Origin of the sequence: Pseudomonas fluorescens, from assembly GCF_902497895.1 — a bacterium.
GTDB classification, from domain to species: Bacteria; Pseudomonadota; Gammaproteobacteria; order Pseudomonadales; family Pseudomonadaceae; genus Aquipseudomonas; species Aquipseudomonas fluorescens_BP.
Genome location: NZ_CABVHQ010000021.1, coordinates 1 through 17,595, shown reverse-complemented (window position 1 = coordinate 17,595; position 17,595 = coordinate 1). Strand labels below are relative to the sequence as shown.

The window sequence follows — 17,595 nt, the reverse complement described above, 5'->3', positions numbered from 1 at the left end:
ACGGATGGACTGACAACACAGTGCTGAATGTTGAAGCGCTATCGCGAGCAAGCTCGCTCCCACATTGGTACTCGGGTAACTTTGACTTCAGCGATACGCCGTCGCAATCCCCAGGCGTTCGTTGATGCATTCTGGCGCGCCCATCTCGAACTCCCGACAGATCAGCGGGCGTTTCTCGTAGATGGTGCACATCATGCTGTTGCGATCCAGTGCGGCGCACCAGCCGTCATCCAGGCGCAGCATGACTTCCCCACCCCAATCGTCCGTGTCGATAAAACGTTCGGGCACGCCGGTGTCGGTGATCAGCATGACTTCCAGTTGGCAGCAGCAGGCCGCGCATGTGGAGCAGGTGACGGCCGGTTCGGCGATCTCGATGAGGGGAATAGTGGTCATAGCCATGCAGTGTAAGGCAGTGAGCCACTGTTGTGTGAAAGGCCTGACGGACGCAGTCACACGCCCTGTGCTTGCCGATCAGCGCTGCGGCTACTTCGGCAGCGGCCAGAACCCGGCCATGCTCAAGGCCGCAAAAGCGATTTTCGGCGGGCGACTCCGGATTTCCTCGAGAACATGTCGTGCGGCCTTGTCCAGCGGCCAGTTTTGCGGCATGGGCAAGTCATTTTCATCAATAAAGGGAGTATCGATGAAGCCCGGGCTCAGTACGGTGACATCAATACCTTGCGGTGCCAGATCGATGCGCAGCGATTCGAACAGCGAGCGCAGGCCGGTATTGCAAGCGCCATTATCGGCAGTTTGCGGCAGCTGCAGCCAGGTCACTGAGCTGGCGATGCCCACCAGATGCGGTTTGTTCCCGGCCCGTAACAGGGGCAGGGAGGCTTCGATGCAATAACTGCTGGCCAGTAGGTTGGTGCGCACCACATGTTCGATGATTGAGCTATCGTGCTGCCTGGCATCGACGTATTCACAGGTGCCGGCATTGAGGATCAAACTGTCGAGCGAGCCCCAGGCCTCGCTGATGCGTTCACTGATCTCCCGCACCTGCTGGCTGTTGGTGAGGTCGCCAGGGACCAACAGCACCTGCCCCGGAAAACGCATGGACAGCGCTTGCAGTGGTGCAACAGCACGTGCACTGAGGGCAAGGTGCGCCCCTGACTTGAGCAGTTCCTCGGCCAGCGCGGCGCCGATTCCGCTGGCGGCGCCGGTCAACCAGATACGACGTGGAGGTGTACGCCTCATCCCATTCTCCTTTCAAAATCATTCATGCCCGGCTCCCACAGCCTGTCGCGACGGCAGACTCTTGAACGCGGTCAGTGCCCGTTGACGAGACTGGTTCAGATCGACCATCGGCGGTGGGTAGTCGGGCGCGCCGAATAACCCACCCCTGGCAGCCGGGTTGTGGATATCTTTGTTGTTCAGTTCGGTCAGTTCCGGCAGCCAGTGCTTGATGAACAGCCCTTGCGCATCGAACTTTTCCGACTGGCTCAGCGGGTTGAAAATACGGAAGTACGGCGCCGAATCGGTGCCGGTGGACGAACTCCATTGCCAGCCGCCGTTGTTGGCTGCCAGATCGCCGTCAATCAGGTGGCGCATGAAAAAACGCTCGCCTTCACGCCAGTCGATCAGCAGGTTCTTGGTCAGAAACATCGCCACGACCATCCGCAACCGGTTGTGCATCCAGCCGGTTTCCAGCAATTGGCGCATGGCTGCGTCGATGATGGGCAAGCCGGTCCGTCCCTGCTGCCAGGCGGCCAGCTCATCAGGGGCATCGCGCCAGGCCAGGGCTTCGGTTTCCGGGCGAAATGCGCGGTGCCGGGAAACTCTGGGGTAACCCACCAGAATATGTTTATAGAACTCGCGCCAGAGCAGCTCATTGATCCAGGTCACGGCGCCTTCATTTCCGCTTTCAAACTCACCCTGGTTGCTGTGCAAGGCGGCGTGCAAGCACTGGCGTGGCGAGATCACTCCTGCGGCCAGATACGCGGACAATTGGCTGGTGCCAGGCTTGGCCGGAAAGTCCCGCTCGCTTTTGTAGTAGTCAATCTGCTGCTCGGCAAAACTCTCCAGGCGCCGCCGTGCCTCGGTTTCACCCGCAGACCAGAGCTGGCGCAAGGTCTCGCCGGGAGGCGCGAAGCCTGCTACCCCGGATGGCACCGGATCGCTGCTGATGGCCGGCGGCAACTGGACGTTGGGCGCGCTGATCAGGCGTGGGAGCGCACTGTGCAGGCGGGCGTAGCAGATTTTGCGGAACTGGCTGAAGACCTGGAAATAGCTGCCGGTCTTGCTCAGCACGCTGCCAGGCTTGAACAGCAATTGATCGAGGTAACGGTGAAAGCCGATGCCATGGGCCTGCAGTACTTTATCGACGGCCACATCACGCTGGCTTTCATGAATGCCGTATTCCTCGTTGGCGTGAACCGCTTCGATCCCGTGTTGCCGGCATAGCTCGAGCACTACCAATGGCACCTGTTCCCAGGTACTGGCATGGCGAATCAGCAAGGGGATATTCAGTTCACCCAGGGCTTTGCTCAATTCATGCAGATTGCGCAGCCAGAAGTCGACCTTGCACGGAGCGTCGTCGTGGGCCAGCCATTGCTTCGGACTCAGCACATACACCGCTACCGTCGGGCCGCTCGCCGCTGCGGCCGAGAGGGCAGTGTTGTCATGTACGCGCAGATCGCTGCGCAGCCAGATCAAGTGCATGGTCATTCCAGAAAAACCTTAAATAAGCCCACGTTGAACCAGTCCTTGGTGAGCCGACAAAGGATCTTCGGCCAGGAACAAGTCAGCTATTTCTGCGGTTTTCACGGCCAGCTCGGGGTAGTGAATGCACACCGTTGGTCCGGCAATGATTTTTGGGCAACTGACGCTATTCAGAAGTTTCGCCAGTTGGCTCAAATTTATCGCTTTGCTCGAATAAAGCAGTACGCCACGGGCTTGCAAGTGATCGACGGCTAACGCCAGTTCGCCAGCGGGCAGCGGCCAGTCGAAGACTTCCACGGGACAATCGGCGCTGCTCACCAGCCAGGCGGTAAGCCACAGATAGGGCTCCAGCGGCAGGTCCGAGTGGTTGATCAGCAGCAGCGGCGCTGTGCGTAACTGGCGATTGTTATGGTAGATCCGCGCGCCGAACTTGCTGCGCAGCCAGGAATAGAAAAACACCCGTTCCATTTGCGTGCCGAACTGGCCCTGCCAACGCTGCTCGAGGTCGGCCAGCAGCGGCATCAGCAGTTGTTCGCACAAGGTTCGCGGCGGGTAGAGTGACATGGCCTGGTTGAAGGCGTCGTCGATCTGGCGCTCGGCCAACTGGCTGATCGCCTGCAGCAGGCTGCGGCGCAAGGTCTGCCAATCGTTGTCGGCAGGTTCGACGGATGCCTGCGCAGAGTCCAGCAGTTGCTTGACCTGACTGACCGTAACGCCGCGGTTGAGCCAGGTGAGGATCATCAAAATGCGCTGCACATGTTCGCTGGAGAACAACCGGTGCCCTTTGGGTGTGCGTTGCGGCACGATCAAGCCATAGCGACGCTCCCAGGCCCGCAAGGTGACCGCATTGACGCCGGTCTGGCGGGCAACTTCGCGAATCGGCAGCCAGCCGTCTTCCAGCGCCTGTTGGAAGTCGGCCCCGGGCTCGTCGTTGGCGGGAGTGTCGGGCTGGGTCATGGACTAGATCGCATTGCGCAGGCTGAGGTTTTCCGGGTGCGGTTGCAGGTATACCTGCTGCGCGACATACGGATCGGGGTGCAGTCGCAGGTGGTGCTTGAGCAGCGTCAAGGGCACCACCAACGGTACGATGCCGCGAAGGTACTGGCGGATGACCTGCTGCATTTCCTGCTTGTCTTCAGCGCTGATGGTTTGCTTGAGGTAGCCACTGAGGTGTTGCAGAACATTGGTGTGGGTACGGCGGGTGGCACATTTTTTCAGCGCCGCCATCAGCTCGCTGAAATACCGTGGACCGAGCAGGGCGGGGTCGGATTTGCCCATGTGACCGAGCAAGTTGCCCAGGGTTTTGTATTGCACCGGGTTATGGGCCATGAGCAGGTATTTGTAGCGCGAATGAAATTCGGTCAGTCGGCGGCGGCTCAAACCCTCCTTGAGCAGCTGCTGCCAGGCGGCATAGGCGAAAACCCGAGTCAGAAAGTTTTCCCGCAGTACCGGATCATTCAGGCGGCCGTCTTCTTCTACCGGCAGGTCAGGATGCAGCGCGCAAAACGTCCGGGCATAGATCCCGCGACCGCCGCCATCAATCGGCATGCCGTTGTCCTGGTAGACCTTGACCCGGTGCAGGCCACAGGAGGGCGACTTCTGCATGAAGATGTAGCCGCAGATGTCATGCAGTTCGCCGGCCATTTTTGCAGCGTAATCAACCAAGGGTTGAGTGACGTTGAGCTCGTGATGAACCGTGCCGATGGCCTCCGGGTGCTGCGGATTACCCACCAGGCGGATCGGCTCGCGAGGAATACCGAGGCCGATAGCGACTTCCGGGCAGACCGCAATGCAGTCGAAATAATCTGTCAGGGTGCGACTGCACAGGTGCGATTGCTTGTGCCCACCGTTGTAACGGACTTCGGCGCCCATCAGGCAGGCGCTGATAGCGATTTTCGGTCGGGTCGCAGTAACGTCACCGGACATGAGGGGCCTCTGATCTATACCTGTACAGATATCTTTACCCGTACAACTTCAATGCATCATAGATTCAAGAGTGTACAAGTCAAATTATTTGTATAGGTTTTTTTAGAGGGATTCAATTCCATTACCGTGCCTTCCTCATCGAGGAACGGTTCGGTCACTGGAAAATGTTTTTTCGGGGTTTTGCGGGCGGGCTGCTGTCCATTTCGACAGCAGCAATTTGTTCGGGTTGATGCGCTTCACTGCAGGTGTTCATGCAAACGGCGGGCGGCGTCCTGGCCGCTGAGCCAAGCCCCTTCGACACGTCCGGACAGGCACCAGTCACCACACACATACAGGCCCAGATCGGCATCGGCCAGGGCGCCCCAGGCATGAGTGCCGGCCGGCCGGGCATAGAGCCAGCGGTGGGCGAGACTGAAGCTCGGAGCGGGCATGGCGCTGTGCAGCAACTCGGCGAAAGCGCCGTGCAGTTGCTCGATCACAGCCTCTTTCGGCAGATCGATATGCTGCCGGCTCCACGTGCTGGTGGCGTGCAGGACCCAGGTGTCCAGGGTGGTGTCGCGGCCTGGTTTGCTGCGGTTGCGAGCCAGCCAGTCGAGTGGGCTGTCCTGCACGAAGCAGCCTTCCATCGGAGTATCCAGTGGTGTTTCGAAGGCCAGGGCGACGGCCCAGGTCGGCTCCATTTTCACGCTGGCAGCGGCACCCGCCAGTTTTGGCGCGGCCGCCAGCAGGGCGGTGGCCTGAGGGGCTGGAGTGGCGATCACTACATGGCTGAATGGGCCGTGGGTGAAACCTTCGGCATCTTGCAGATGCCAATGCTGCTCGCCACGGTAGACCTCGGTGATACGGCAGCCGAAATGCACTTCCATGTCGCCGATCAGGGCGCGAGTGATGGCGCTCATGCGTGGCGTCCCGACCCAGCGAGTCTGCTCGTCAGGGGAAAGGGTGAGCTGGCCGCCGTGGAAATTATAGAGCTGCGGAGTCCATTCGGCGACCCAGCCCTTGGTTTGCCAGCGCTGGACTTCGGTGACGAAGCGCCGGTCACGGGCGGTGAAATACTGCGCCCCCAGGTCCAGCACGCCAGCGTCACTGCGCTTGCTCGCCATGCGTCCGCCGCTGCCATGACTTTTATCGAAAAGTTGTATCTCATGCCCGAGGTCGCGAAGTGCCTGGGCCGCTGAGAGTCCGGCGATGCCGGTGCCGATGATTGCGATAGGTACAGTCATAGGGGCCTCGTTTACCTTCTGTACAGACTACGCCGTGGTTTAAACCTGTACAATATTGTTTTTTGGTATAGCTTTTTGCGTGCGTGGTCTTGCAAGCTGTTCCAGGTAGGTTGTCCTATTGTTAACCATAGAGCCTGCCCGATTCAAAAGCTCCCTGCTTATAAAAATAGACTAGTGGACAGGGTAAAACGCCACGCGAGGAAGTTGTCATGCACATATTGCTGACCGGCGGTACTGGTTTGATAGGACGTCAGCTCTGCCAACACTGGTTGACTCAAGGTCATCGCTTGACTGTATGGAGTCGTCGACCGGATCAGGTGGCCAAACTCTGCGGGACCCAGGTTCGCGGAATCGGCCGCCTCGAAGAGTTTGGCAGCGAGCCGGTCGACGCGGTGATCAATCTCGCCGGTGCACCTATTGCCAGTCGACCCTGGACCCACAAGCGCAAGGCGTTGCTCTGGAGCAGCCGGATCAGCCTGACTGAAACCCTGCTCGCCTGGCTTGGTAGCCGTGAACAAAAACCACAGCTGCTGATTTCCGGTTCGGCGGTGGGCTGGTATGGCGATGGTGGCGAGCGTGAGCTGACCGAGGAATCGCCGCCGATCAATGAAGATTTCGCCAGCCAGCTGTGCATTGCCTGGGAGGAAACCGCGCAACGCGCCGAGGCCATGGGCATCCGCGTGGTGCTGATTCGTACCGGGCTGGTGCTGGCCGCCGAGGGCGGCTTTTTGTCGCGGCTGTTAATACCCTTCAAACTCGGGCTGGGCGGGCCTATCGGCAATGGTCGGCAATGGATGCCGTGGATTCATATCAAGGATCAAATCGCCCTGATTGATTTTCTTCTGAATCAGAAAGACGCACGCGGTCCTTATAATGCCTGCGCGCCCCAGCCGGTGCGCAATCGCGAGTTTGCCAAGACCCTGGGCAGCGTATTGCACCGACCGGCGATAGTGCCGGTGCCGACCCTGGTTTTGCGGGTTGGCCTGGGTGAGTTGTCACTGTTGCTGCTGGGGGGCCAGCGGGCCACGCCGACGCGTTTGTTGGCGGCCGGTTTTACTTTTCAGTTCACTGATTTACGTGCGGCTCTGGACGATTTATCCAGCCGCCTTTGAAAGGACGTTGCATGACCGATCACGCGTTGCTCCTGGTCAACCTGGGTTCGCCGGCCTCCACTTCGGTGGCGGACGTACGTAGCTATCTCAATCAATTTCTGATGGACCCATACGTCATCGACTTGCCTTGGCCGGTGCGGCGTTTGCTGGTCTCGCTGATTCTGATCAAGCGCCCTGAGCAGTCGGCCCATGCCTACGCATCGATCTGGTGGGAGGAGGGCTCGCCGCTGGTGGTTCTCAGCCGGCGTCTGCAGCAGGCAATGACTGAGCAATGGACTCAGGGCCCAGTGGAGCTGGCGATGCGTTACGGCGAGCCGTCGATTGAGTCGACGCTCACCCGTCTGGCCGCCCAAGGCTACAAGAAAGTCACCATAGCGCCGCTCTACCCGCAGTTTGCCGACAGCACCGTGACCACGGTGATCGAAGAGGTCAAGCGGGTGATACGGGGAAAGCAGCTGGATATTCAGTTTTCGCTGCTGCGGCCGTTCTATGACCAGCCGGAATACCTGGACGCGTTAGTGGCCAGTGCCAAGCCGCATCTGCAGCAGGATTTCGATCACCTGCTGCTGAGTTTCCATGGCCTGCCGGAACGGCATCTGAAGAAGCTCAATCCCGGTCATAGTTTCGACGGCGGGGCCGATTGCTGTCGCGATGCACCGCCAGAGGTCGTCGCGACCTGTTATCGCGGCCAGTGCCTGCGAACGGCCCGGGCCTTTGCCGAGCGCCTGGGGTTGCCAGAGGATAAGTGGTCGGTATCGTTCCAGTCGCGGCTGGGCCGGGCGAAATGGATCGAACCCTACACCGAAGCGCGACTCGAGGAGCTGGCAGCGCAAGGCGTGAAGAAGATTCTGGTGATGTGCCCGGCTTTCGTCGCCGACTGCATCGAGACCCTGGAAGAGATTGGTGATCGCGGGCGTGAGCAGTTCCGTGAAGCGGGGGGCGAGGAGTTAATACTGGTGCCCTGTCTGAATGACAACCCCGAGTGGGCGGTGGCGTTGAATACGCTGTGCGAGCGGGCGCCGAGAGCCTTGTAAATACAGAACCTGTGGTGAGGAGGGCTTGTCGGAACGCAGCATCGCCCCGTTCGGCTGCGCAGCAGTCGTAAAACCAGTGGTTGCGGTGTGCCTGACGAAATGTGATTGCAGGTTTTAGGGCCGCTTCGCGACCCAGCGGGGGCAAGCCCCCTCGCCACAGCAAGCCCCCTGCCACAGGGGACCTGCTTGGGTCAGTTACAGCAACGACTCATCCGCCTTCTTGTGCTTCCAGCTGTCATTGCCGGGCAGCAGCAGATTCAGGCCGATCGCCACCACCGCGCACAAGGCGATGCCTTTGAGGCCGAAGTCATCCGGGCCAGTCCCGGTACCCACCAGCACGCCGCCAATCCCGAACACCAGGGTCACCGACACAATCACCAGATTGCGCGCTTCGCCCAGATCGATTTTGTGGCGAATCATGGTGTTCATCCCCACCGCGGCGATCGAGCCGAACAACAGACAGAGAATCCCACCCATTACCGGCACTGGAATGCTCTGCAGCAGTGCACCGAACTTGCCGACAAACGCCAGGCTGATGGCGAAAATCGCCGCCCATGTCATGATTTTCGGGTTGTAGTTCTTGGTCAGCATCACCGCGCCAGTCACTTCGGCATAGGTGGTGTTGGGTGGGCCGCCGAGCAGTCCGGCAGCGGTGGTGGCGATGCCATCGCCAAACAGGGTGCGGTGCAGACCGGGTTTCTTCAGGTAATCACGCCCCGTCACGCTACCGACCGCGATCACCCCACCGATATGCTCGATGGCTGGCGCCAGCGCCACCGGAACGATAAACAGAATCGCCTGCCAGTTGAACTCCGGAGCGGTGAAGTGCGGGAGCGCGAACCATGGTGCAGCGGCAATCTTCGCGGTATCGACCACACCGAAGAAGAACGCCATGCCGAAACCCACCAGCACCCCGGAAATGATCGGCACCAGGCGGAAAATCCCTTTGCCGAAGACGGCGACGATCAAGGTGGTCAGCAGCGCCGGCATCGAGATCAGCATGGCGGTCTGGTAGGGGATCAGCTCAGTGCCGTCGCCGGCCTTGCCCATCGCCATATTGGCGGCAATCGGCGCCATGGCCAGGCCGATGGAGATAATCACCGGGCCGATCACCACGGGTGGCAGCAGGCGGTCGATGAAACCGGTGCCCTTGATCTTCACCGCCAGGCCCAGAAAGGTATAAACGAAACCGGCCGCCATCACTCCACCCATCGTCGCAGCGAGGCCGAACTGGCCCTTGGCGAGAATGATCGGGGTAATGAAGGCAAAGCTCGAAGCCAGGAACACCGGCACCTGACGCCCGGTGACCAGTTGAAACAGCAGAGTCCCCAGGCCCGCCGTGAACAGCGCGACGTTGGGGTCGAGGCCGGTAATCAGCGGCATCAACACCAACGCGCCAAACGCCACGAACAGCATCTGCGCACCCGATAAAATCGTGCGCCAGAGCGGGTCGTTGAACTCGTCCCGCATGCTCACGCGTCCTTCTGCTTGGTACCGAAAATCTTGTCGCCGGCATCACCCAGGCCAGGAATGATGTAACCGTGTTCGTTCAGGCGCTCATCGATGGACGCGGTGTAGATGGTCACGTCCGGGTGAGCTTTGTCGACGGCAGCGATGCCTTCGGGAGCGGCGACCAGTACCATGGCGCGGATATCCTTGCAGCCGGCCTTTTTCAGCAAATCAATGGTGGCGACCATCGAACCGCCAGTGGCGAGCATCGGATCGATGATCATGGCCAGGCGTTCGTCGATTTCCGGAACCAGTTTCTCCAGGTAGGTATGGGCTTCCAGGGTTTCCTCGTTGCGGGCCACGCCCACGGCGCTGACCTTGGCGCCCGGAATCAGGCTGAGCACACCTTCAAGCATGCCGATGCCGGCGCGCAGGATCGGCACCACGGTAATTTTCTTGCCGGCGATTTTTTCAACGGACACGGTACCGGCCCAACCCTCGATGTCGTAACTCTCGAGTGGCAGGTCTTTGGTTGCCTCGTAGGTGAGCAGGGCACCGACTTCCTGAGCGAGCTCACGGAAGTTCTTCGTGCTAATGTCGGCGCGGCGCATAAGGCCGAGCTTGTGGCGGATCAGCGGATGGCGGATCTCACGGATGGGCATGGGGAATGGCTCCGGCGGCGGGCAAAAAAAACCGGCCTAGATTAATCTATCCGAGGGTGTTGTCCTATAGACATGCTGTACGTTAGTCCACAAAGGCTTGATCTGGCTGCGCCGGATGCGTACCTTTGCCCGCTTTTCCGAATCCGCCACCCCCCTGGAGAGCGCCATGTCCGCTGATCTCGAGCATATCCGTCAAATCATGCGAGAGGCTGACTGCCTGTACACCGAAGCTGAAGTCGAGGCGGCCATCGCCCGTGTCGGTGCACAAATCAACGATCAACTGGCCGAGCGCAATCCAGTGGTTTTCTGCGTGATGAACGGAGGGCTGATTTTCACCGGCAAACTGCTGACCCATTTGAACTTCCCGCTGGAAGCGTCCTACCTGCACGCGACCCGCTACCGCAATGAAACCAGCGGCGGCGACCTGTTCTGGAAAGCCAAGCCGGAAGTTTCGTTCATTGACCGTGACGTACTGATCATCGACGACATCCTCGATGAAGGTCATACCCTGGGCGCGATCATCGACTTCTGCAAACACGCCGGCGCCCGTGCGGTGCACACCGCCGTGCTGATCGACAAGGATCACGACCGCAAGGCTCGCCCTGATCTGAAAGCAGACTTCGTCGGCCTGCCGTGCATCGACCGCTACATTTTCGGCTACGGCATGGACTACAAAGGCTACTGGCGCAATGCGAACGGCATTTTCGCCGTCAAAGGAATGTAAGACATGGCAACCCCGAGCTTTCTCGACCAATCTTTATTCAGTGAACTGGCCGAGAAAGCCGCGGCCAACCCCCGTGGCCGGCAGCACCACAACTTCCACCAGATGGAAGAGCCGTGCCACCGGATGGCGGTGGGCTTGCAACCTTCCACCTACATCCCGCCCCATCGGCACCTGAGTGCCGACAAGGCCGAAACCCTGCTGGTCCTCAAAGGCCGCCTCGGCCTGCTGATTTTCGACGAGTCGGGTCAGGTACTGAGCAAGCGCGTGTTACAGGCGGGCGGCGATTGCCCGGGCGTGGACTTGCCGCCAGGGGTGTTCCACGGCCTGGTCGTGCTGGAAGCCGACAGCCTGATGTTCGAATGCAAATCCGGACCTTACCGGCCGGTAGGCGAAGGCGAGCTGGCGCATTGGGCGCCGCGCGAAGGCGAGACAGGTGTGGCCGAATATCAGGCCTGGATGCGCGCGCAGTTCGATTGATTGCTGCGCTGTGCCCCATGCTAGAGTGCTCGGCCATGTGTCCGGAGCCTGTCATGAACCTTTTGATTCGCAGTTGCGCTGCTGTGTTACTGACACTCTGCCTGCCGCTGGCGGCCGCGCCAGCGCCGATGCACGGGCAGTTCCTGCCGCCAGACGATCTGACCCTGCGTGACACTCAGCCTGAGCACCAGCAGCTGCTGCAGGTCACCGAATACTCGGTGGTGGTCGGCAGCCAGCGTCAATCCAATCAGCAGCCGATCCCGGTGACGTCACCGGTGTTGATCCGTTTGAAGGGCAAGCCGCTGAACAAGGGCGCAGCAATCAATCAGGTGCTGGTCAATTTCGATGGCGAAAGTAAAAGCCTGAAGAAGCCGGTGTTCGACGAAAAAACCAGGACCTTGACCCTGTATTACCCGATGGCCCAGTACCGGGTGATCATCGATCTGCTGCGCAATGACACGGTCTATTGCCAGTTCCTCAGCTACGCCAACGGGCATGTCTGGGCCGATTTGCACACCGGGGCCGTACGCGCGCGTTGAGCGCAGAGGCTGGCGGGGGGTAAACTGCCCGCCCCGTGAAACGTCTGCGAGCTGGAGTCGGCAATGCGTAAAGATAAGAAACAAGTGATTGGTGACGAGATCGGCGATGCGCAGATCAAATTGTTCCTCGATTTCGAACCGGTTGACGCCACATCGCCGTCCCTGCACAAACTGATCAAGGCCTACCGTGGCCTGCGTATCGACGATTTCGAGCGCTTTCTGGGGTTCTTTGTCGAAGCCGGTTACGACTTGAATGGCAAGGACGAGCAGGGCAAGGATTTTGTCGCATTGATCCAGGATCAGCGTCATGCCGACGAATACATCGAGTTGATCAACAAGGCTCGCGGCTGACAGAAGCAAGATCAAAAGATCGCAGCCTGCGGCAGCTCCTACAGGGGGTTGCATGCACGCCCAACATCGCGGGTGTACTCGGTCGGCGTAGGAGCTGCCGCAGGCTGCGATCTTTTTCTTATGGTCGGCGAAGATCTAAAAAAACGCCCCGCTCTCAAGGAGAACGGGGCGTTTTTTATGGGCGAAGACTTCAAGCGTAGCTTTGGGTCTCGCTGCTTGGCTCAACCAGTTCCAGGCTGAGATTGTTCTGCGTATTGAGTTTGCGGTACAGCGCAGCGTCGGTTTCCAGGACCTTTTCCCGAGCCGGGAAGATTTCCTTGAGTTTGGTCGCCCAAACGCCTTTGGTTTTTTCCGGGAAGCAACGTTCGATCAACTCAAGCATGATCGAAACGGTCACCGAGGCACCCGGCGAGGCACCGAGCAGGGCGGCCAGCGAACCGTCCTTGGATGCAACCAGTTCGGTACCGAACTGCAGAACGCCGCCTTTCTTCGGATCCTTCTTGATGATCTGCACGCGCTGACCGGCCACTTCCAGGCGCCAGTCTTCAGCCTTGGCTTCAGGGTAGAAGCGACGCAGCGATTCCAGACGTTGTTCCATCGACTGCATCACTTCGCTGACCAGGTACTTGGTCAGGTCCATGTTGTTTTTGGCCACGGCCAGCATCGGGCCGATGTTGCCGGCGCGAACCGACATCGGCAGGTCCATGAACGAGCCGTGCTTGAGGAACTTGGTGGTGAAGCCGGCGTAAGGTCCGAACAGCAGGGACTTCTTGCCATCGACGACACGGGTGTCCAGGTGCGGCACCGACATCGGTGGCGAACCTACCGCAGCCTGGCTGTACACCTTGGCCTGGTGGTGCTTGACCACTTCCGGGTTGTCGCAACGCAGCCATTGGCCACTGATCGGGAAACCGCCGAAGCCTTTGCTTTCTTCGATACCCGAGGCTTGCAGCAATGGCAGCGCAGCCCCACCGGCACCGAGGAAGACGAACTTGGCGTCGACATCACGGGAGTTGCCGGTATTCACGTCCTTGATGCTGACGGTCCAGCCGCCGTTGTTACGCTTGAGGCCGGTGACACGCTTGCAGTACTTGACCTGGGCATCGGGTGCGCTGGTCAGGTGCTGGAGCAACTGGTTGGTCAGGTTGCCGAAGTTGACGTCGGTCCCATTGATCACGCGGGTGGCGGCGACGATTTCGTCAGCCGGACGCCCCGGCATCATCAATGGCATCCACTCCGCCATTTTTGCCTTGTCTTCGGTGTATTCCATGTCCGCGAAGGCGTGATGCCTATGCAGCTTCTCGAAGCGCTTTTTCAGGAACGAAACGCCGTCCTCACCCTGCACAAAGCTCAGGTGCGGCACCGGGGCGATGAAGGTTTTCGAGGAGCCGAAGGTGCTTTTTTTGGTCAGATAGGACCAAAACTGCTTCGACACCTCGAACTGGGTGTTGATGTGCACGGCTTTCTTGATATCGACGGAGCCGTCCGCGGCCTGTGGCGTGTAGTTCAGCTCACACAGCCCGGCGTGACCGGTACCGGCGTTATTCCACGGGTTGGAACTCTCCGCGGCACCCGAATCCATCAGCTCGACGACTTCCAGCTTGATCGCGGGGTCGAGCTCTTTGAGCAGTACAGCGAGGGTGGCACTCATGATGCCCGCCCCAACCAATACCACGTCGACTGCTTCGTTATGCGCCATTTAACGCGTCTCCAAAATCTGCAGCACCAAATTGACGGCATAGCTGCCAGGAGTTACGGGGCATGCTTCAAATAAAGCCCCAGGTCACCCATGGCCAGGATCGCCATGTCCGAATCTTCGCAATTTTTTGCAACTTCGACGGACGCTACCAACCGGCCTAAAGTTTGTATGAACTCACTTTAGCGCGCCGCAGGCAATTCGACTTATGGTCAAGACGTCCGTTTGTGCAACCAAATCCGTAGCGGACAGGCTTCAGGCTCCAGTTCTTGAGGAGTGCTCGGCCCCGTGTAGTTGGGCTGTTGTAGACGCTAATAGTGCATTTTCAGACGCAAAACTATTCATTTGCTCGCCACACTCTTGTGAAGTTGTGAAAACCGTTTTTTCACGCTCTTTTGAAGACGTGAACCTCAAAAAAGGGCTGCCCCAGCCTGGCACCGGGCCCGAGGATCAATGCCGTCATGGGATACATGACCGGCAAAACGGGCAAAAAACTCAGTGGCCGAGCGCAATGGCAGCTCTGGCAGATTCGCGAAAAGTGGTGGTTTGCAGGATAAACAGCAAGCGCGCCAGCTTCACTCGATCTGTGTGGGCGGCTCTCTGTGGGCAATGCGGGGAGCTAATGCAAGCGCATTAGCGATGCTGCGAGGCCCGATCAGGAGACGTCCTTATAATCGGGGCAAGATTGTAGCGAAGAAATGCACAGAAATGGTCTTGTTAAATGACTTTTATTAGCCGTTTGGTCAGCTGGTCAACGCGAATTGCGCTGGTGAGCGGGGAATGCGCGGGTTGATCCGGGCGTTGGCAGGCAGTGGTCGCTGCAACCAATTGAGGCGGATTTCTTCAATTTCGACCCAGCCGTCGCCGATCGGCGCCAGGTGGCACTGCCGCAATGCCTGACAGCAACCCTTGCGGTCGAGCAAGGCAAAGCTGCGGTATTGCCGGCGTGGAGTGAACAAGGACCAGAGAAAGCGCATGGCGAAGTACCTGCTGGATGACTGACTGAAGATTGCCAGCCAGGCATGACACACCGATGTAAAAGCTGTGACGGCTGTGTGACAGGAACCCGCCCGCAACGCCCGGGTCAGACATTTGAGCAAGTGTTGCGTAAGGGTAGTGGCCTGTGTGGCTAGTTCTGTTAGTCAACTTCGTTGCCGAGCCCATATCCTGCGTTGCTGTTCCTCGCCATAGCGGGCTATGACTCGTCACAGCGCCTTGGCTATGGACTTCTGGCATCCGAATTTGAGCTAACGAACTAGCCGTACAGGCCACTAGTTCACAGCACTGGCCCACCGCTATACTGCGCGCCTGTTTGTGCCTGATTCTGGAGAGATGAGCATGTTGCAACGCCTGTTGTTCGGTTTGATCACTGTGACCAGCTTGACGCTGGTCGGCTGCGCCCACAGCCCGCAACAACTCAGCCCGCAACCGAAACTCATGGCCCAGCTCGCCCCTGTGGGCCAGGGCCAGCCGGTGGTGGTGAAAGTGGTTGACGGTCGTCCGTCGCCAACCTTGGGGACCCGTGGCGGTCTGTACCCTGAAACCAGCGCCATCAGCGTCGCCAGCGCCGACATCGTGCCCAAACTGCAAGCCCAGGCCGAAGCCGCCGTGCGCCTGCTGGGTTTCACCCCAAGCCCGAATGCGCTGAACGCTCCGCAAGTGACCGTGACCCTGGTCGAGCTGAAGTATCAGTCGCCTAAACAAGGCATGTACGTGACCGAAGCGACTATCGGCGCGACCTTCCGCTCCGATGTGTCGAATGCCAGCCGTCGCTACAGCGGCCGTTACGGCGCGTCCCTGGACCAGCGCTTCGGCATGGCGCCGAACCAGGAAACCAACACCAAGCTGGTCAGCGATGTGTTGAGCGATGCCCTGACCCGGCTGTTCAAGGACCCGACCATTGGTCAAATCCTCAGCCAATAATGTTGGCTTTGTGTAGGAGCTGCCGAAGGCTGCGATCTTTTGACTTTTGATCTTCGCCCTTGTCGGCACGCTGCTCAAACTGAAAAAGCCCGACTTCATCACTGAAGCCGGGCTTTTTCATGGCTGAATGAATTCAGGCGGCTTCGACATAGAAGTCGAGCATGCTGACGCCGGTCAGCAAATCGGTCTCCGGCAGATCAGCATGCTGATGGCCACCGAGGGCGCAATACACCAGCCAATGGCGGTCCTGGACGTTGAAGGCCAAGCCTCCGATCAGAGCTTCCTGCTCATCGCTGGGGGAGATCAGATAAAGGCGATCCTGGTTTTCTGCATGCAGCATGACAAACTCCGTGTCGGTATCGAGGGGCAACAGACTGGCTTGTTTGGATGACGAAAGCGTGACCGGGTAAATTAATCGGCGAATCGCGCGCTCTTTGGTCGAATAGGGCGGGGCATGCGTCAGGGCTTTCGGTAGAATCCGCGCCGCGGGTGCTTGTTTGATGGCCCCTATGGCATGTTTTACTCGAGGTTGATGATGTCACTGCAACTGATCTGGTCCATGTTCAACGCCCACCCGGCGAAACTGATTAACGTCCTCGCCTTGTTGTTTGCCTGCCCTGGCGGTTGGCTGCTGCACGCGACCCGTCGTCGAGAGCAACGCACCCTGGCCAACCTCGAGGCGCAAAGCCAGAAGCGCAGCATCGACCAGCCCATCCTGCTGCTGGACGTTGCGACTCTGCGCAAGAACCGGTTTTTCTACTGCTTCGGCTTCGCCTGCCTGGGCTTGGCACTGGCGGTGTCGTGGGTCAGTACCTGGATCTGAGCCGGCAATCATGGTCGTGGGGCGTGAGGGTCACGTCTCACTGACTACAACGCCTTGCGTCGCTGCCTACAAATCCTCCAGAATTCGCCGGCTTGTGCACCTAGGTCCCACGCCACTAAGGTTCTCCTGTCGCTGCTCATCAGCGATCGGGTTTAGTCGCCCGTGGTTACGTGAAGGTGCATTGCACTCCAGACAGTCAGGTATTCCCCATCCCTGTACTCAATGGTGGCTGTGCGCAGGGCGCCTTCGGGCGCGCCGGTTTCACGTCTCCCCGGTCGACTAACCTGCGTACAGCTGCCACCCTTCGTTTAGTCGCGAGCCGGTGGCAGCTCCATTAAGGAGACTGTCCATGTTTAAAGTAACTCCCAACCCACCCGAAACCCTCAGCGTTTCGCCCTACGAAGCCTTCGATTCAAGAAAACTCCACGAAGCCGCACACCGAGCCCTCGATCACTACCTGACGCCGCCATCGCCCAAGCCGCCGTCCAGTGACGACCGTCCACCCCAATTCTTCACCGTCGCCCCGGACATCAACGCCGAAGCCTTGATGGCCCATACCTACGAAACCTTCTGCTCAGCCAGCACCCTGACCCTGGATCTTTCCGATGATCTGGAAGGCAAACAGCGCAACCTCGCCCTGGCGATCTATAGCCTGATGGAGTTGGGGTTGTTGTTGGTCGAAAGAATGATGGATCGGGAGTGTGCGGTGAAGGTGTAGGCAGGGCTGATCAGCATCAATGCGAGGAACGCTTCAGATTGTTTGCCTGGCTTGAAATCCACCCCTCACCCTAGCCCTCTCCCCAGAGGGCATAGGTATCTACGCATCTTTTAAGGGCTGCCGAATACTGTGGCGAGGGGGCTTGTCGGAACGCCGCACCGCCCCGCTCGGCTGCGCAGCAGTCGTAAAACCGGCGGATGCGTTCTACCTGGAAAACCGCGATTGCCGGTTTTAGGGCCGCTTCGCGACCCAGCGGGGGCAAGCCCCCTCGCCACAGGTA

General features: G+C 59.3%; 21 protein-coding genes and 1 pseudogene. 9 read left to right on the top strand and 13 right to left on the bottom strand.

The features are described 5' to 3' along the window. Positions 1-87: 87 nt before the first annotated feature. The 7 genes and pseudogenes from F8N21_RS12840 to F8N21_RS12810 form a co-directional block, all read right to left on the bottom strand. A complete protein-coding gene (locus F8N21_RS12840) occupies positions 88-393 on the bottom strand; it encodes a YkgJ family cysteine cluster protein (RefSeq protein WP_150642498.1) in 306 nt (101 codons plus the stop codon). A 90-nt stretch (positions 394-483) separates the two neighbouring features. Beyond that, positions 484-1,194: an SDR family NAD(P)-dependent oxidoreductase gene (locus F8N21_RS12835; protein WP_150642497.1), complete on the bottom strand. Its 711-nt coding sequence runs from the start codon at positions 1,192-1,194 to the stop codon at positions 484-486. Between the two features lie 18 nt (positions 1,195-1,212). After that, entirely contained in the window at positions 1,213-2,658 is a 1,446-nt protein-coding gene (gene phrB, locus F8N21_RS12830) for a deoxyribodipyrimidine photo-lyase (RefSeq protein WP_150642496.1), read from the bottom strand. Positions 2,659-2,676: 18 nt separating this feature from the next. Continuing rightward, positions 2,677-3,615 carry a MerR family transcriptional regulator gene (locus F8N21_RS12825; RefSeq protein WP_150642495.1) on the bottom strand — a complete coding sequence of 313 codons (939 nt, stop codon included), beginning with the start codon at positions 3,613-3,615 and terminating at the stop codon, positions 2,677-2,679. A gap of 3 nt (positions 3,616-3,618) precedes the next feature. Next, positions 3,619-4,584, bottom strand: a complete 966-nt coding sequence (locus tag F8N21_RS12820) for a YbgA family protein (protein ID WP_150642494.1) — start codon at positions 4,582-4,584, stop codon at positions 3,619-3,621. Between the two features lie 113 nt (positions 4,585-4,697). Then, positions 4,698-4,824: pseudogene (locus F8N21_RS30860) on the bottom strand (TIGR02450 family Trp-rich protein); the annotation flags it as partial. After that, positions 4,821-5,807, bottom strand: a complete 987-nt coding sequence (locus F8N21_RS12810) for an NAD(P)/FAD-dependent oxidoreductase (protein ID WP_150642493.1) — start codon at positions 5,805-5,807, stop codon at positions 4,821-4,823. The gene F8N21_RS12810 and the pseudogene F8N21_RS30860, both read right to left, overlap by 4 nt. Positions 5,808-6,016: 209 nt before the next feature. Here F8N21_RS12810 and F8N21_RS12805 point away from each other — a divergent pair, with 209 nt between their 5' ends. Both F8N21_RS12805 and hemH read left to right on the top strand, forming a co-directional pair. Continuing rightward, positions 6,017-6,919 carry a TIGR01777 family oxidoreductase gene (locus F8N21_RS12805; protein WP_150642492.1) on the top strand — a complete coding sequence of 301 codons (903 nt, stop codon included), beginning with the start codon at positions 6,017-6,019 and terminating at the stop codon, positions 6,917-6,919. Positions 6,920-6,930: 11 nt separating this feature from the next. Then, a complete protein-coding gene (gene hemH / locus F8N21_RS12800; RefSeq protein ID WP_150642491.1) occupies positions 6,931-7,953 on the top strand; it encodes a ferrochelatase in 1,023 nt (340 codons plus the stop codon). Between the two features lie 195 nt (positions 7,954-8,148). On the opposite strand, the gene F8N21_RS12795 is transcribed toward hemH, so the two are convergent. Both F8N21_RS12795 and upp read right to left on the bottom strand, forming a co-directional pair. After that, positions 8,149-9,423: a uracil-xanthine permease family protein gene (locus F8N21_RS12795; protein WP_150642490.1), complete on the bottom strand. Its 1,275-nt coding sequence runs from the start codon at positions 9,421-9,423 to the stop codon at positions 8,149-8,151. Positions 9,424-9,425: 2 nt separating this feature from the next. Beyond that, entirely contained in the window at positions 9,426-10,064 is a 639-nt protein-coding gene (gene upp / locus F8N21_RS12790; RefSeq protein WP_150642489.1) for a uracil phosphoribosyltransferase, read from the bottom strand. A 166-nt stretch (positions 10,065-10,230) separates the two neighbouring features. Between upp and F8N21_RS12785 the strand changes: the two genes are divergently transcribed. The 4 genes from F8N21_RS12785 to F8N21_RS12770 all read left to right on the top strand — a co-directional run bounded on the left by F8N21_RS12785 (position 10,231) and on the right by F8N21_RS12770 (position 12,155). Next, the gene (locus F8N21_RS12785; RefSeq protein ID WP_150642488.1) at positions 10,231-10,788 is read left to right on the top strand and encodes a hypoxanthine-guanine phosphoribosyltransferase; all 558 of its coding nucleotides are present in this window, start codon (positions 10,231-10,233) and stop codon (positions 10,786-10,788) included. Between the two features lie 3 nt (positions 10,789-10,791). Beyond that, complete coding sequence (locus F8N21_RS12780; RefSeq protein ID WP_150642487.1) at positions 10,792-11,265, top strand: WbuC family cupin fold metalloprotein; 474 nt, start codon at positions 10,792-10,794, stop codon at positions 11,263-11,265. Between the two features lie 53 nt (positions 11,266-11,318). Next, positions 11,319-11,804, top strand: a complete 486-nt coding sequence (locus tag F8N21_RS12775; RefSeq protein WP_150642486.1) for a hypothetical protein — start codon at positions 11,319-11,321, stop codon at positions 11,802-11,804. A 63-nt stretch (positions 11,805-11,867) separates the two neighbouring features. Beyond that, a complete protein-coding gene (locus F8N21_RS12770) occupies positions 11,868-12,155 on the top strand; it encodes a PA4642 family protein (protein ID WP_150642485.1) in 288 nt (95 codons plus the stop codon). A gap of 190 nt (positions 12,156-12,345) precedes the next feature. Here F8N21_RS12770 and mqo read toward each other — a convergent pair whose 3' ends face one another. Both mqo and F8N21_RS12760 read right to left on the bottom strand, forming a co-directional pair. Continuing rightward, a complete protein-coding gene (gene mqo / locus F8N21_RS12765) occupies positions 12,346-13,854 on the bottom strand; it encodes a malate dehydrogenase (quinone) (protein ID WP_150642484.1) in 1,509 nt (502 codons plus the stop codon). Positions 13,855-14,594: 740 nt separating this feature from the next. Next, on the bottom strand, positions 14,595-14,828 hold the full coding sequence (locus F8N21_RS12760) for a hypothetical protein (RefSeq protein WP_150642483.1): 234 nt from the start codon (positions 14,826-14,828) through the stop codon (positions 14,595-14,597). Between the two features lie 361 nt (positions 14,829-15,189). On the opposite strand from F8N21_RS12760, the gene F8N21_RS12755 reads away from it, so the two are divergent. Beyond that, complete coding sequence (locus F8N21_RS12755; RefSeq protein ID WP_150642482.1) at positions 15,190-15,774, top strand: YajG family lipoprotein; 585 nt, start codon at positions 15,190-15,192, stop codon at positions 15,772-15,774. Here F8N21_RS12755 and F8N21_RS31290 read toward each other — a convergent pair. Both F8N21_RS31290 and F8N21_RS12750 read right to left on the bottom strand, forming a co-directional pair. Further along, positions 15,764-15,895, bottom strand: a complete 132-nt coding sequence (locus F8N21_RS31290) for a hypothetical protein (RefSeq protein WP_263597299.1) — start codon at positions 15,893-15,895, stop codon at positions 15,764-15,766. The genes F8N21_RS12755 and F8N21_RS31290 overlap by 11 nt on opposite strands. Before the next feature lie 12 nt (positions 15,896-15,907). Then, complete coding sequence (locus F8N21_RS12750; protein ID WP_150642481.1) at positions 15,908-16,114, bottom strand: hypothetical protein; 207 nt, start codon at positions 16,112-16,114, stop codon at positions 15,908-15,910. A gap of 195 nt (positions 16,115-16,309) precedes the next feature. Here F8N21_RS12750 and F8N21_RS12745 point away from each other — a divergent pair, with 195 nt between their 5' ends. Together F8N21_RS12745 and F8N21_RS12740 are read left to right on the top strand one after the other, a co-directional pair. Beyond that, a complete protein-coding gene (locus F8N21_RS12745; protein WP_191624302.1) occupies positions 16,310-16,597 on the top strand; it encodes a hypothetical protein in 288 nt (95 codons plus the stop codon). A 349-nt stretch (positions 16,598-16,946) separates the two neighbouring features. Continuing rightward, entirely contained in the window at positions 16,947-17,315 is a 369-nt protein-coding gene (locus F8N21_RS12740) for a DUF6124 family protein (protein WP_150642479.1), read from the top strand. Positions 17,316-17,595 lie beyond the last annotated feature (280 nt).

Excerpts from the sequence above, each read along its gene's own strand:
- F8N21_RS12795 (WP_150642490.1), bottom strand. The coding sequence starts at position 9,423 with ATGCGGGACGAGTTCAACGACCCGCTCTGGCGCACGATTTTATCGGGT.
- F8N21_RS12820 (WP_150642494.1), bottom strand. The coding sequence starts at position 4,584 with ATGTCCGGTGACGTTACTGCGACCCGACCGAAAATCGCTATCAGCGCC.
- hemH (WP_150642491.1), top strand. The coding sequence starts at position 6,931 with ATGACCGATCACGCGTTGCTCCTGGTCAACCTGGGTTCGCCGGCCTCC.
- F8N21_RS31290 (WP_263597299.1), bottom strand. The coding sequence starts at position 15,895 with ATGAAAAAGCCCGGCTTCAGTGATGAAGTCGGGCTTTTTCAGTTTGAG.
- mqo (WP_150642484.1), bottom strand. The coding sequence starts at position 13,854 with ATGGCGCATAACGAAGCAGTCGACGTGGTATTGGTTGGGGCGGGCATC.
- F8N21_RS12780 (WP_150642487.1), top strand. The coding sequence starts at position 10,792 with ATGGCAACCCCGAGCTTTCTCGACCAATCTTTATTCAGTGAACTGGCC.
- phrB (WP_150642496.1), bottom strand. The coding sequence starts at position 2,658 with ATGCACTTGATCTGGCTGCGCAGCGATCTGCGCGTACATGACAACACT.
- F8N21_RS12825 (WP_150642495.1), bottom strand. The coding sequence starts at position 3,615 with ATGACCCAGCCCGACACTCCCGCCAACGACGAGCCCGGGGCCGACTTC.
- F8N21_RS12745 (WP_191624302.1), top strand. The coding sequence starts at position 16,310 with ATGTCACTGCAACTGATCTGGTCCATGTTCAACGCCCACCCGGCGAAA.
- F8N21_RS12760 (WP_150642483.1), bottom strand. The coding sequence starts at position 14,828 with ATGCGCTTTCTCTGGTCCTTGTTCACTCCACGCCGGCAATACCGCAGC.
- F8N21_RS12840 (WP_150642498.1), bottom strand. The coding sequence starts at position 393 with ATGACCACTATTCCCCTCATCGAGATCGCCGAACCGGCCGTCACCTGC.
- F8N21_RS12740 (WP_150642479.1), top strand. The coding sequence starts at position 16,947 with ATGTTTAAAGTAACTCCCAACCCACCCGAAACCCTCAGCGTTTCGCCC.
- F8N21_RS12835 (WP_150642497.1), bottom strand. The coding sequence starts at position 1,194 with ATGAGGCGTACACCTCCACGTCGTATCTGGTTGACCGGCGCCGCCAGC.
- F8N21_RS12805 (WP_150642492.1), top strand. The coding sequence starts at position 6,017 with ATGCACATATTGCTGACCGGCGGTACTGGTTTGATAGGACGTCAGCTC.
- upp (WP_150642489.1), bottom strand. The coding sequence starts at position 10,064 with ATGCCCATCCGTGAGATCCGCCATCCGCTGATCCGCCACAAGCTCGGC.
- F8N21_RS12775 (WP_150642486.1), top strand. The coding sequence starts at position 11,319 with ATGAACCTTTTGATTCGCAGTTGCGCTGCTGTGTTACTGACACTCTGC.
- F8N21_RS12770 (WP_150642485.1), top strand. The coding sequence starts at position 11,868 with ATGCGTAAAGATAAGAAACAAGTGATTGGTGACGAGATCGGCGATGCG.
- F8N21_RS12750 (WP_150642481.1), bottom strand. The coding sequence starts at position 16,114 with ATGCTGCATGCAGAAAACCAGGATCGCCTTTATCTGATCTCCCCCAGC.
- F8N21_RS12810 (WP_150642493.1), bottom strand. The coding sequence starts at position 5,807 with ATGACTGTACCTATCGCAATCATCGGCACCGGCATCGCCGGACTCTCA.
- F8N21_RS12785 (WP_150642488.1), top strand. The coding sequence starts at position 10,231 with ATGTCCGCTGATCTCGAGCATATCCGTCAAATCATGCGAGAGGCTGAC.
- F8N21_RS12755 (WP_150642482.1), top strand. The coding sequence starts at position 15,190 with ATGTTGCAACGCCTGTTGTTCGGTTTGATCACTGTGACCAGCTTGACG.